The sequence below is a fragment of the Massilia aquatica genome (assembly GCF_011682045.1).
Taxonomy (GTDB): Bacteria; Pseudomonadota; Gammaproteobacteria; order Burkholderiales; family Burkholderiaceae_D; genus Telluria_A; species Telluria_A aquatica.
The window spans coordinates 1-12,574 of the sequence record NZ_VVIW01000034.1; the positions used below are offsets into that span (position 1 = coordinate 1).

Genomic DNA, 12,574 nt, shown 5'->3' on the forward strand with positions numbered 1-12,574 from the left:
CCCAATTCGAGGCCGGAAGCTTCTATTTCATTCGACTTTCGCACGCGAAAGTGAATCGCTATCGACGGCGGCGAAGACGCGCCTGGCATGCTCAGCGAAAAAACTGTCTGCCGCGCAGACTCCTAGGCAAGAAACTCAACTTGTCCGAACTCCAGGCCCAGCTGAAATAGCCATTTCGCAATAAGCAGCGGAGCGCCCGACCGCGGCGCTTCCGGCATTTCCCGCAAAAAACACCGCACACGCACTGTCGCTTTTTTTGACAGCGTCCCGGCACGTTTGTTCCTTATCAAAGTCGCCCCGAATCAATCCCCGTATATTTTTCCTGCGGGACATATTTCCCGGACATTGAACTTCTTTTGCCGGGCCGTCCCATCATGCTGAACTTTGAACGCTCAAGCCTGAACAAAAAACTGACGATCATTTCGTTTTTGTCAACCGGCACCGCGCTGTTCTTTGTGTTCATCGCTTTCGCCGTCACGTCCGTCCTGAGCCACCGCAAGGACGAAGGCATGCAGCTGTCTTCGTTCGCCGGCGTGATCGGCACCAACAGCGTCGACGCGCTCATGTTCAACGACCGCGACCAGGCCACCGCCACCTTGTCCGCGCTCAAGGCCAAGGTCGAAATATCGAGCGCGGTCTTGTTCGACCGCAAAGGCAAGCTGTTTGCCCGCTATGTGCGCAGCGGCCAGGCCGAACCGGAACCGAGCGCGCCCGAAATGAACCTGGACGAAGACGTGCTGGCCGAAGCGAGCCGCCAGGGCAGCCGCTTCTGGTCCAGCCGCATGCGCCTGTACCGCCCCGTCATCAACGCCAACTATCAGGTCGGCATCGTGATGATCGAAGCCGACCTGACCCTGATGTGGCTCGACATCCTGAAAAGCCTGGGCATCATCGCCTGCGCCATGGGCGGCTCGCTGCTGATGTCGCTGATGCTGGCGAGCCGCTTCAAGGCCAGCATCGCCGACCCGGTCGCCAAACTCATCAACGCGGCGCAGAAGGTGTCCGCCAGCCAGAACTACAATCTGCGCATTGCGCACGAGCGCACCGACGAGATGGGTTCGCTGATCGACAGCTTCAACGCCATGCTGGCCCAGATCGAAGGACGCGGCGCTGCCCTCACCCACCACCGCGACGAGCTCGAACGCCAGGTCAGCGTGCGCACCGAGCAGCTGGAAAAGGCCAAGAATGCCGCCGAGGCCGCCAGTCGCGCCAAGAGCGCCTTCCTGGCCACCATGAGCCACGAAATCCGCACCCCCATGAATGGCGTGCTGGGCATGACCGAGATGCTGCTCAGCACACCGCTGAACGATACCCAGCGCAACTACACCAAGCTGGTCAAGCGCTCCGGCGAGCACTTGCTGGTGATCATCAACGACATCCTCGACTTTTCCAAGATCGAAGCCGGCAAGCTGTCGATCGAGTACATCAATTTCAACCTGTGGGATTTGCTGGACGACATCAACACCATCTACACCCCGCAAGCGCAGACCAAGGGCATCGCGCTCGACTTTGCGATCGCCAACGATATCCCGATCGCCATCTGCGGCGACCCCAACCGCCTGCGCCAGATCATGGCTAACCTGATCGGCAACGCGCTCAAGTTCACCGACCGCGGCCAGATCCTGGCCAAGGTGGTCGTCGAAACCGAAGACGGCGCCAGCGTCGGCCTGCGCTTCGAGGTGCACGACACCGGCATCGGCGTCTCGCGCGAGGCGCGCAGCCGGATCTTCGACGCCTTTTCGCAGGCCGACAGTTCGACCACGCGCAAGTACGGCGGCACCGGCCTGGGCCTGGCCATCTCGCGCCAGCTGGTCGAACTCATGGGCGGCAAGATCGGGGTCGACAACGCCTCGCCCCAGGGCTCGATTTTCTGGTTCACGGTCAGCTTCGACAAGCGCCGGGTCGACCCCAATATGCTCGACGCCAGCCTGCGCATGAGCGAAGGGATGCGCGTGCTGATCGTCGACCAGCAGGCCGACAGCCGCGCCAGTCTCGAACGCCAGCTGGCCGAGTGGCAGGTGGCCAGCGACAGCGCCGTCTCGGCGGCGGACGCGGTCGACCGCCTGCTGGAAGCGGCGCGCGCGGGCCGCCCGTACGAAGTGGCGATCATCGACATGGACCTGGAGCGCACCAGCGGCCTGTCGCTGGCGGCCGGCATCAAGGGCGACCCGGCCACCAGCGCCACCCGCATCATGCTTATCAGCGACAACCGCCTGGCGGCCGATCCGGTGCAGCGGCGCGAAGCCGGCGTGGCCTACCAGTTGATCAAGCCGGCGCGCGCGGCCGATCTGTTCGAATGCATCATGACGCGCCCGCGCGGCAAACCGGCCAGCGCGCTGGCGCCGTCCCCGCTGGCGCCGGCACGCGCGCCGCTCACGCCGGCCGGGCGCCGGCTGCGCCGCCAGCGCGTGCTGCTGGCCGAAGACAACCCGGTCAACGTCGAAGTGGCGACCGCCATGCTCGACTCGCTCGGCCTGGGCGTGTACTGCGCCCGCAACGGCGCCGAAGCGCTGGCCGCCGCCCGCACTGACGGCTACGACGTGGTGCTGATGGATTGCCAGATGCCGGTGATGGACGGCTTTGCGGCGACCGCCGAAATCCGCCGCCACGAGCGCGAATGCGGCCGCGCGCGCACCCTGCCGATCATTGCGATCACCGCCAACGCGCTGCAGGGCGACCAGGAAGCGTGCCTGGCGGCCGGGATGGACGACTACCTGAGCAAACCGTTTACGCAGCAGGAACTGGCCACCGTGATCGGACGCTGGATCACCTTGCCGCTGCCGGCCAGCGCCCATCACGACGAGCGTCCGGCGGCGCCACCGGTGCCGCCGGCGCCCCTGGCAAAGCCAGCCCCGAAGGCGCCCGCACCCGCGCCCGCACTGGCGGCGCCCGCGCACGGCGCCGTACTGCGCGCAGGCGCGCCGCCGCGCGACGCCATCAACCGTCACGCGCTGGAGAACATCCGCGCGCTGAGCAAGGAGCGCGGCGACGCGCTGGTGCAGCGCGTGGTCACCGCCTACGTCGACGACACGCCGCAGCACCTCAAGACGCTGCGCCAGGCCATTGCCGGAGTCGATCCCGGCAACCTGCGCAAGATCGCGCACAGTCTCAAGTCGAGCAGCGCCAACGTCGGCGCCGAGACGCTGGCGCAGATGTGCAAAGACATGGAAACGCTGGGCCGCACCGATACCACCGAAGGCGCGTCCGGCATCCTTACCGACATGGAGCGGGAATTCAAGGCCGTGTGCCACTCGCTGCATGCCCTCCTAGAGAAGGAACACTGAAAATGGCTGCTACCCCAATCAAACGCGGCGTCGTCCTGGTGGCGGACGACGATCCGGTCATGCGCCTGCTGATGCTCGAAATGCTCGGCCAGGTCGGACTGGACGCGATCGAAGCGGAGGACGGCCTGCAAGCGCTGGCCCTCTACCAGAGCATGGCGCCGGACCTGATCCTGCTCGACGTCGACATGCCCAACATGGACGGCTTTTCGGCCTGCCGCGAGATCCGCCGCATCGAGACCGGCGCGCCGGTGCCGATCATCATGGTCACCGGCGGCGACGACATCGAAGCGGTGACCAACGCCTACGAGGCCGGCGCCACCGATTTTGTGTCGAAGCCAATCAACTGGCCGATCCTCGGGCACCGCGTGCTGTACGTGCTGCGCGCCAGCGACGCCATCGTCCGCCTGCGCATCGCCGACGCCCACAACCGCGCGGTGCTGGCCGCCATTCCGGACACCTTTTTCCGGCTCGGCAAAGACGGCGTGTATCTCGATTACGAACAAGGCCATGACACCTCGGCCGCGATCCCGGCGGAGCTGTGCGTGGGCAAGCACATCACCGAAGTGCTCCCGCGCGACATCGCCGAGCGCCTGCTCGAACAGATGCACTGCGTGCTCGATACCCAGCATGTGCGCTCGGTCGAATATGAACTGGTCAGCTTCGGCATGGTGCAGCACTTCGAAGCACGCCTGGTCGCCACCGGTCCCGACGAAGTACTTGGCCTGGTGCGCGACATCAGCGAACGGCGCCGCACCGAAGAACAGATCCGCCGCCTGGCCTACTGCGACAGCCTGACCGGCATTCCCAACCGCCAGGCGTTCCTGGAGACGCTCGAACGCGAACTGCACCGCTCCAAGGTCGGCAAGAAAAAGTTCGCGGTGCTGTTCATGGACCTCGACGCCTTCAAGCGCATCAACGACACCCTGGGCCACAACGTGGGCGACCATCTGCTCAAGATCGTCTCGGAGCGGCTGCGCGAAACCATCCGTCCGAGCGACCTGGTCTCGCGCGGCGACCAGTCGCATAACCTGGCGCGCCTGGGCGGCGACGAATTCACGATCCTCATTCCCGACCTGGAACGGGTCGAGAACGCGCTCAATGTGGCGCACCGGGTCAAGGAGGCGATGCGGCGGCCCTTCCTGATCGAAGGGCACGAGATTTTTGTCACGGCCAGCATCGGCATTTCGCTGTTCCCGGAAGATGGCGACGATTGCGACTCGCTGCTCAAGTTCGCCGACACCGCCATGTACCACGCCAAGAACTGCGGCAAGAACAACGCCAAGCTATACAGCTCGTCGCTGACGATGCAGATCATGAGCCACGTGAAGCTCGAAGTCGGCCTGCGCAAGGCGCTGCGCAACGAAGAGCTGTATCTGCTGTACCAGCCGCAGATCGAGGTGCGCTCGTCCGGGATCGTGGGCGTCGAAGCGCTGGTGCGCTGGCGCCATCCGGAGCGCGGCATCATCTCGCCGACCGAATTCATTCCGCTGGCCGAGGAAACCGGTTTGATCGTGCCGATCGGCGAATGGGTGCTGCGCACCGCCTGCAACCAGGCCAAGGCCTGGCAAAAGGCGACCGGGCAGTCGATCCGCATGGCGGTCAATCTGTCGGCCAAGCAGTTCAAGGATGAAAACCTGACCCAGATCGTGCTCTCGGCGCTGCACGATTCGGGGCTCGACCCGAAGATGCTGGAACTGGAGCTGACCGAAGGCACCTTGATGGACGACGCCAAGGCGACCATGGCCACGCTCGAACAACTACGCGGGATCGGCGTGTACCTGTCGATCGACGACTTCGGGACCGGGTACTCGTCGATGAACTACCTCAAGCGCTTCGACGTGCGGGCGCTCAAGATCGACAAGAGCTTTATCTGCGGGCTGCCGCAGGATTCGGAAAATGCGGCGATTACGCGCGCCATCATCGCCATGGCGCACGGCTTGAAGATGGTGGTGGTGGCCGAGGGCGTGGAGACCGATGAACAGCTGGTGCTGCTGGAGGAATACGGGTGCGATCTGGTGCAGGGGTTCTATCTGGGGCACCCCTCGCCGCATGAATCGATTACGCTGATGCTCGATAAGGCGGGGACGCTGGCGCTGGCGATGAAGTAGGCCTTTTCCCTATGCTCCGTCGTCCCCGGCCTTGGCGCCCCCCCTTGGCGGGGACGACGGAGCTCACTTGAACGTCAGCGTATGCCGCGCCGCCCCCGGCAGCAAGGGCGTCGGCGTCCCCGCCACCCACTCGGCGTGTCCATCCATAAAATACGGCGACAGCGGATGCCCGCTCTGCCCACCCGGCATGTTGAACACGCCCTGCTCCTCCTTGCCCGGCGAGACCGTCAGGCGCTGCGACTGGCCGAAATTTTTGCCCGACACGCGCGGCATGTTGGCGTCCCCCGGCAGCATATCGGGCGGCGCGCTCAGCCAGCGAGCCAGCACCGGCACGGCTGCGGCGATCGGATGCGAAATCGCCGCCGTATTGCGCTCGCCCCACGTGGCTTTGTCCAACGGCAGGCCATCGGCCGCCAGTTCCGCAATCACCCGGTCGATGGCCGCCAGCTGCACCGACTGCCAGGTCGCATGTCCCGGCGGCAGCCAGGCCGCCGGCTGCTCGTCGAGCAAGCGCGCGACCACTTCCGGCCAGCGCGAGGTGGCCAGCGCCATGGTCGACTTGGGATGGAGCTGCGCCAGCTCGCCATTGACGCCGCCGAACAGCACATCGCCAAGCGCCCACATAAAGTGGCGCGCGAGCCGGTAGCCGCTTGACTCCACGCTGGCGCGCCCGCTCCAGCGCTTGTTCAACAGATCCAGGAATTGCGCCCGCTGCGGGCGGCCCTTGAGCGCCTGCGCATCGAGCACCTTGATGGCGCGCTCGCGCCACGGCGCCACGAACAGCGCGCGGTCGTCGAGCGCCACGCCGTACACGCCCGCCACGTCGGTCGCCGCTCCCAGCGCCGCCAGCGCATCGCGTATCTGGCGGTTGCGCGCGCCGATATCGAAGCCGCCGTCCCCTAATATCTGCGCGCCGGCGCCATTCAACTGGCGCGCATTCGCGGTCGACAGCTGGCCACCGGACGGATTAACCACGCGCGGATAGTCGCTTGGCGCCAGCGCGCCGTCGAAGCTGGCCTGGCCGCCGTCGAGCGCCAGCGGAAAGGTGGCGCCGCTGCCAGGCTGGCTGCGGCGCGGCAGCGCGCCGGAGATGGTCCAGCCGATATTGCCCTTGTCGTCGCCGCCCACGAAATTCTGCGACGGGATGCCGATGGTGGCCGCCACCGCCAGTGCTTCATCGAGCGTGTCGACCGTCTCGAGCCGGATCGGATTGAGGTTGAGCGAGGCCGGTGCATGCGCCAGCCAGTGGATGGCGTACGGCTTGCCGCCGGTTTCGCGCAGCGGTCCGAGCGAGCTTTCGGACACCGTCATCTGTTCGGCGGGCGCGCCCTTGACCAGGATGGTTTCGACTACGGCAACCGGCTTTTCCCAGCCGGCCGGGGTGCGCACTTCGCCCGGGCGCTGCGCGTCCTGGCCCAGCATCACCAGGTCGAGCAGGTCGGCATAGCTGTTGGTGTAGCCCCAGGCCACGCGCCCGTTGCTGCCGGCGATGATCACCGGCGGCGCGCCCGGAAGGGTAACGCCGACGATGCGCCGTGGCGCGCCGGACGCGTCGGGATACTGGATCGCCAGGCGGTACCAGGTATTGGGCAGCGACAGGCCAAGGTGCATGTCGTCCGAGACGATGGCCGCGCCATCCTTGCTGCGGCTGCCGGCCACGGCCCAGTTGTTGCTGCCGACCGAGTCGATAAAGTCGGCCGAGGCCAGCCTGGGCGCATCGTCCTTGCGCGGCTTGCCCCACCATGCCGGCGGCGCGGGCGGAATCGGCGCCGCCTCGAAAGCGACGCCGGCGGCATCGAGCGGGGCGTCCCACTTGCTGGCCTCGGGCAGCAGGAAGGCCAGTTGCGCGGCGTCGCTGTGGTCGCGGATCCAGCCGCGCGTCAGTTCGCGCGGTTCGACCGTGCCTTGCAGGTCGAAGTACATCGCGCACACCACCAGCAGCGAATCGTCGACCGTCCACGGGCGCGGCTTGACGCCGATCAGCGCGTATTCGAAGGGGTTGGCGCTGAGCGAATCAAGGCCGGCGTTGACGCCAGCCACGTAGCGATCGAGCAGCAGGCGGTCGGCGGGATTGAGCAGCTTTAGCGAGGCGGCCACGCGCGCGCGGAAGCGGTGCAGGCGGTTGGCGCGGTCGCGCGGCAAGGCGCGCGCGCCGAACAGTTCCGACAACTCGCCCGCGCCCACGCGGCGCAGCAAATCCATCTGGAAGAAGCGTTCCTGCGCATGCACGAAACCGGTGGCGTAGGCCACGTCGGCGCGGCGCTGGCCGCTGATCAGCGGCACGCCGTGCGCGTCGCGCGCGACCGTCACCGGGGCCGACAGGCCGGGCGCCTTGACCTCGCCATCGAGCCGGGCCAGGCTGGCGCGCAGGTACAGCCACACGGCAAGCGCGGCCAGCACCAGCAGGACAAGAAGGCCGAACAGCAGCCGCAACGACCAGACTTTGATTCCACGCGTATGCATAACTTTCCCCGAATTGATTTCGCAAAGCATCTTGCCAGATAAATCATGATTGGCGCAAACATTGTTGGCGGTCCTCGCTCGCGACGAGACTAGAACAACTAAGAGGTTCCCCGGAGTGGTTTGATGTGGATCACACCCCTACCCTGCGGCGCTTTTAAGCTATATCAAGGACTTACACGGCCGCGCGCAATGTGGCCGCGCATATAGGAGATGTCGATGCATAAGTTGATGACGGCGTGGATTGGCGTGCTGCTGCTGGCAGGCTGCACCACGCCACAGCAAAGGGCCGCCGCCGCGCAGGCGGACATGGAGCGGACCATGGTGGTGTACGGGCCGGCATGTTCGAAGCTCGGCTATCCGGCCAACTCGGATACCTGGCGCAACTGCGTGCTCCAGCTTAGCGCGCGCGACGATCTGCAGCGCTATGGCTATCCGCACTACTATGGGGCGCTGGGGCGCTCGCACTGGTCGCTGGGCGGGTATTGGGGGCCGTACTGGTAGCGGCAAGCCACTGATGGGCGAAGCCGGCCTTGGTCAGGGCCGCGCGCGATTGCAGCAGGTGTTCGATGAGTTTCTGGGCGTGGCGCAGCAGCGCGGGATGATGTGCGTCGCGCGGGTGCAGGGCCAGTCGCACCAGCGGGGCGTCGCGCAGCAGCCAGGCGAGCATTGACGCAGCGGGCGGGGTGACGATGCGTCCCGTGCGGTTGCGGGCGGCGTACACGAGGGAAGGCGATAGCAAGGCAGCGTGGTGCCCCGCCGGCATCAGGCAGTGAAAATGGCTCCAGGTGGTCGTGTAAACAAACGGATGGCCGCGCAGCGCCTCCCAGGCGCCAGCGCCCAGCAGCCACGCGGGCGCAACAAAACCGTCCACGGGCCAGCCGCGCTCGTCGAACCAGGCCAGTCCCAGTGCCATGCGGCGGCGCGCCTCGTCCACGCCCAGCGCGGCGAACTCGCCCTCCCCCTCGGTGTAGACGCTGCGCAGGAAACGGCTGCGCCAGGTGCTGGCCGGCGCGGCGGTATCGAGATGGGTGTAGCCATGCAGGGCCAGTTCGTGTCCATCGGCCAGCAAGCCGCCGAGCGCCGCTTCGACAGCCGGCAAACGCGCCGCGCTGCCGTGCCAGCGCGGCACCACCAGCCACGTCAAGGGAATGTCCGCCACCTCGCGCACGGCCTGCGACAGGCGCAGGCAGTCGGGCCAGGTGGCCGGCGCCACGTCGTGGATGACGACGCACAGCGCGGGCCGCTCCTCCAACGATGCAGCCTCGCACACAGCGTGCACGCCAGCCCACACGCGGTGCGGCTCATTCGGTGGCGCAGACACGTTCGGCCTCCAGATCGGCGCGGGCGCGCGATGCCAGCAAGCCGGCGTAGCGGTTCATCAGCTGCGGCATGATGCGGTTCCAGTCGTACTGCTCGCGCGCCTTGCGCGAGGCCGCGCGCGCCATGCCGGCCAGGTCCCTGCCGTAGATCGCTTCGATGCCGGCCGCCAGGCCATCAACGCTGTTCGGCGGCACCAGGATGCCGGTGCCCTCGTCGATCAGTTCGGCCACGCTGCCGCCGCGCGTGCCCACCACCGGCAAGCCGCAGGCCATGGCCTCGGGCACGATCAGGCCGAAGGTTTCGCAGTCGCCGGGATGGACCAGCACATCGCAACTGGCCAGCAGGCGCGCCAGCACGCACTGGTCGTGCTGGAAGCCAATCACGCTGGTGTGGGCGCAGCGCGGCACCTCGCCGCCGCCGCCGACCAGCAGCAGGTGATACGGCGGCCCGAGTTTGCGCACCGCGTCGACCAGCACCGCCAGCTTTTTCTCGGCGGTGAAGCGGCCGGCGTAGACCAGCAGGCGGGTGTCGGGCGAGAGCCCCAGCTGCTGCCGCAGCGCCTCGCTGCGGCGCTGTGGCGAGAAGGTGCGGATGTCGATCCCGAGCGGCTGGTGCAGCGCGCCCTGCACGCCGATGGCGGCCAGCTGCTGCACCATCAGCCGGCTTGGCGCGAGCACCAGGTCGAACTGGCGATACAGCTGCGCCAGGTAGGCGCCGGCGGCGCGCCGCGCGCTGTGGCCGAAGCGTTCGTGCACCAGGCGCGCCAGGTCGGAGTGGTAAAAGGCCACCGCCGGCACGCCCAGCCGGCGCCGCACGCGCAAGGCCGCCCATGCGGCGTGGAAGGCGTCGCCCGCCTCGATCAGGTCGGGCTGCAGGCCGAGCATCAGGCGCGCGGGAGCGCCGACCGTGAGCGGCACGCGGTAGCCGTGCATGCCCGGAACGGCCACGGCGGGCACGCGCAGCAACGCCGGCGTGCCGGCGCGGTTGTCGACGTTGGTGCTGAGAATGGTGTGGCGGACGCGGCTGCGCTGGGCCAGCCACGCGGCCTTGGCGTTGAGATAGGTGCTCACGCCGCCGCCTTCCGCGGCATAGAACATGGTGATGTCGACGAGGTGCATGCTGGCGCGCTCAATTAAGAGAGCCCACCTTAGCAGCCGATGCGAGAGGAAGTTTGAGCGCGCGCAAACGGACGGCGCGCCAGGTGGAGACGCGCTTGCGGACGCGCCTTTACAGCACTTGCGCCTGCCTCAAGGCCGCGATCGCCTCGGCATCGTAGCCGAGGCTGGCAAGAACTTCATCGGTGTGCTGGCCCAGCGCCGGGCCGAGCCAGCGCGTCTGGCCGGGCGTGGCCGACAGCTTGGGCGTGATGGCCGGCAGCTTGACCGGCGTGCCGTCGCTGAAGTGGTGCTGCTCGAACATCTCGCGCGCGAGAAATTGCGGGTCGCTCATCATGTCGCGCACCGAATAGATCTTGCCGGCCGGGACATCGGCCGCCTTCAGGGTCGCCAGCGCGCTGTCGATGGTGTGGGTGGCGCACCAGGCGGCAATGGCGTCGTCGATCTCGGCACTGCGCGGCACCCTGCCATCGTTGCGCGCCAGTTGCGCGTCGCCCGCCATGTCGATGCGGCCCATGGCCAGCATCAGGCGCTTGAAAATGGCGTCGCCATTGCCGGCGATGACGATGTTCTCGCCGTCGCCGGTGGTGTAGGTATTCGACGGCACGATGCCCGGCAGCGCGCCGCCGGTGCGCTCGCGCACCACGCCGGCGTGGTCGAACTCGGGCACCAGCGACTCCATCAGGTTGAACACGGCTTCGTACAGGGCCACGTCGACCATCTGCCCTTCGCCGGCCACGCGCCCGCCGGTGGCGTCGCGGTGGCGCAGCGCCATCATGGCGCCGATCACGCCGTGCAGCGCGGCCACCGAGTCGCCGATCGACACCCCCACCCGCACCGGCGGGCGGTCGGCGTGGCCCGACACGTAGCGCAGCCCGCCCATCGACTCGCCAATGGCGCCGAAGCCCGGCTGGTCTTTCATCGGCCCGGTCTGGCCGAAGCCGGACAGGCGCACCATGATCGCGGCCGGGTTGAGGGCCTTGATCTGTTCATAGCCGATGCCCCATTTTTCGAGCACGCCGGGGCGGTAATTTTCGATGATGATGTCCGCTTCCAGCGCCAGCTGGCGGGCGATGGCGCGCCCGCGCTCATCTTTCATGTTGAGGGTAATGCTTTTCTTGTTGCGCGACTGGACCGACCACCACAGCGAGGTGCCGTCCTTGAGGATGCGCCACTGGCGGATCGGGTCGCCGCCGCCGGGCGCTTCGACCTTGATCACGTCGGCGCCGAATTCGGCCAGCATGCGCGCGCAGAACGGGCCGGCGATCAGGGTGCCCAGTTCGAGCACCTTGATGCCGGCCAGCGCGCCTGGCGTGAGCGGCGGCGCCGGCATCAGGTGCTGCGCCGGTCCAGCATGGCGCGCGCGATGGTGCCCGGGTCGACGTATTCGAGTTCGCCGCCGACCGGCACGCCGCGCGCCAGGCGGCTCACCGTCAGGCCGCGCGCCTTGAGCATCTCGCTGATGTAGTGTGCGGTCGCTTCGCCTTCGTTGGTGAAGTTGGTCGCCAGGACCACTTCGGCCACCACGCCGTCGGCGGCGCGCACCAGCAGTTTTTCGAGATGGATGTCTTTGGGGCCAATGCCGTCGAGCGGCGACAGGCGGCCCATGAGGATGAAATAGCGGCCCTTGTAGGTCAGGGTCTGCTCGATCATCATCTGGTCGGCCGGGGTCTCGACCACGCACAGCAAGGTGGTGTCGCGCTGCTCGTCGAGGCACAGGTCGCACACCTCGGTTTCGGAGAAGGTATTACACAGCGCGCAGTGATGCACCGCGTCGACCGCCTGGTACAGCGCGCGCGAGAGCATGGCTGCGCCCTCGCGGTCGTGCTGGAGCAGGTGGAAGGCCATGCGTTGCGCCGACTTCGGGCCGACGCCGGGCAAACGGCGCAGCGCTTCGGTCAGGAAGTCGAGCGATTTGGACATGGGCTCTTGATGCGCTCTTAGAACGGCATCTTGAAGCCGGGCGGCAGCTGCATGCCGGCGCCCAGGCCACTCATTTTTTCGGCGGACGTCGCTTCCGCCTTGCGCACGGCGTCGTTGAAGGCGGCGGCGACCAGGTCTTCCAGCATGTCCTTGTCGTCGGCCAGCAGCGACGGGTCGATGGTGACGCGCTTGACGTCGTTCTTGCAGGTCATGACGATCTTTACCAGGCCGGCGCCGGACTGGCCTTCGACTTCAACGCTCGCCAGCTGCTCCTGCGCCTTCTTCATGTTGTCCTGCATGGCTTGCGCCTGTTTCATCAAGCCTGCGAGTTGGTTCTTCATCATGGTGATTCTCCGGGATT

General features: G+C 67.0%; 9 protein-coding genes. 3 read left to right on the forward strand and 6 right to left on the reverse strand.

The annotated features are described in order from the left end of the window. Positions 1 to 374 precede the first annotated feature (374 nt). Positions 375 to 3,284, forward strand: a complete 2,910-nt coding sequence (locus tag F1609_RS31000; protein WP_167081272.1) for a response regulator — start codon at positions 375 to 377, stop codon at positions 3,282 to 3,284. 2 nt (positions 3,285 to 3,286) lie between these two features. Continuing rightward, a complete protein-coding gene (locus F1609_RS31005; RefSeq protein WP_167081274.1) occupies positions 3,287 to 5,392 on the forward strand; it encodes a putative bifunctional diguanylate cyclase/phosphodiesterase in 2,106 nt (701 codons plus the stop codon). A 63-nt stretch (positions 5,393 to 5,455) separates the two neighbouring features. Here F1609_RS31005 and F1609_RS31010 read toward each other — a convergent pair whose 3' ends face one another. Further along, a complete protein-coding gene (locus F1609_RS31010) occupies positions 5,456 to 7,855 on the reverse strand; it encodes a penicillin acylase family protein (RefSeq protein WP_167081276.1) in 2,400 nt (799 codons plus the stop codon). A 216-nt stretch (positions 7,856 to 8,071) separates the two neighbouring features. Here F1609_RS31010 and F1609_RS31015 point away from each other — a divergent pair, with 216 nt between their 5' ends. Next, a complete protein-coding gene (locus F1609_RS31015; protein WP_167081278.1) occupies positions 8,072 to 8,356 on the forward strand; it encodes a hypothetical protein in 285 nt (94 codons plus the stop codon). On the opposite strand, the gene F1609_RS31020 is transcribed toward F1609_RS31015, so the two are convergent. From F1609_RS31020 to F1609_RS31040, 5 genes are all read right to left on the reverse strand, one after another. Beyond that, complete coding sequence (locus F1609_RS31020) at positions 8,253 to 9,176, reverse strand: DUF2334 domain-containing protein (RefSeq protein WP_370661694.1); 924 nt, start codon at positions 9,174 to 9,176, stop codon at positions 8,253 to 8,255. The genes F1609_RS31015 and F1609_RS31020 overlap by 104 nt on opposite strands. Further along, a complete protein-coding gene (locus tag F1609_RS31025) occupies positions 9,157 to 10,293 on the reverse strand; it encodes a glycosyltransferase (protein ID WP_167081280.1) in 1,137 nt (378 codons plus the stop codon). Before F1609_RS31025 ends, F1609_RS31020 begins: the two co-directional genes overlap by 20 nt. A 109-nt stretch (positions 10,294 to 10,402) precedes the next feature. Beyond that, the gene (locus tag F1609_RS31030; RefSeq protein WP_167081282.1) at positions 10,403 to 11,623 is read right to left on the reverse strand and encodes a CaiB/BaiF CoA transferase family protein; all 1,221 of its coding nucleotides are present in this window, start codon (positions 11,621 to 11,623) and stop codon (positions 10,403 to 10,405) included. Continuing rightward, entirely contained in the window at positions 11,623 to 12,213 is a 591-nt protein-coding gene (gene recR, locus F1609_RS31035) for a recombination mediator RecR (protein ID WP_167081284.1), read from the reverse strand. The genes F1609_RS31030 and recR overlap by 1 nt, the downstream gene beginning before the upstream one ends. A gap of 17 nt (positions 12,214 to 12,230) precedes the next feature. Then, positions 12,231 to 12,557, reverse strand: a complete 327-nt coding sequence (locus F1609_RS31040; RefSeq protein WP_166873321.1) for a YbaB/EbfC family nucleoid-associated protein — start codon at positions 12,555 to 12,557, stop codon at positions 12,231 to 12,233. Positions 12,558 to 12,574 lie beyond the last annotated feature (17 nt).

Bases quoted from the DNA above. Each gene is read 5' to 3' on its own strand.
- F1609_RS31025 (WP_167081280.1), bottom strand. From the start codon at position 10,293: ATGCACCTCGTCGACATCACCATGTTCTATGCCGCGGAAGGCGGCGGC.
- recR (WP_167081284.1), bottom strand. From the start codon at position 12,213: ATGTCCAAATCGCTCGACTTCCTGACCGAAGCGCTGCGCCGTTTGCCC.
- F1609_RS31010 (WP_167081276.1), bottom strand. From the start codon at position 7,855: ATGCATACGCGTGGAATCAAAGTCTGGTCGTTGCGGCTGCTGTTCGGC.
- F1609_RS31040 (WP_166873321.1), bottom strand. From the start codon at position 12,557: ATGATGAAGAACCAACTCGCAGGCTTGATGAAACAGGCGCAAGCCATG.
- F1609_RS31015 (WP_167081278.1), top strand. From the start codon at position 8,072: ATGCATAAGTTGATGACGGCGTGGATTGGCGTGCTGCTGCTGGCAGGC.
- F1609_RS31000 (WP_167081272.1), top strand. From the start codon at position 375: ATGCTGAACTTTGAACGCTCAAGCCTGAACAAAAAACTGACGATCATT.
- F1609_RS31005 (WP_167081274.1), top strand. From the start codon at position 3,287: ATGGCTGCTACCCCAATCAAACGCGGCGTCGTCCTGGTGGCGGACGAC.
- F1609_RS31030 (WP_167081282.1), bottom strand. From the start codon at position 11,623: ATGCCGGCGCCGCCGCTCACGCCAGGCGCGCTGGCCGGCATCAAGGTG.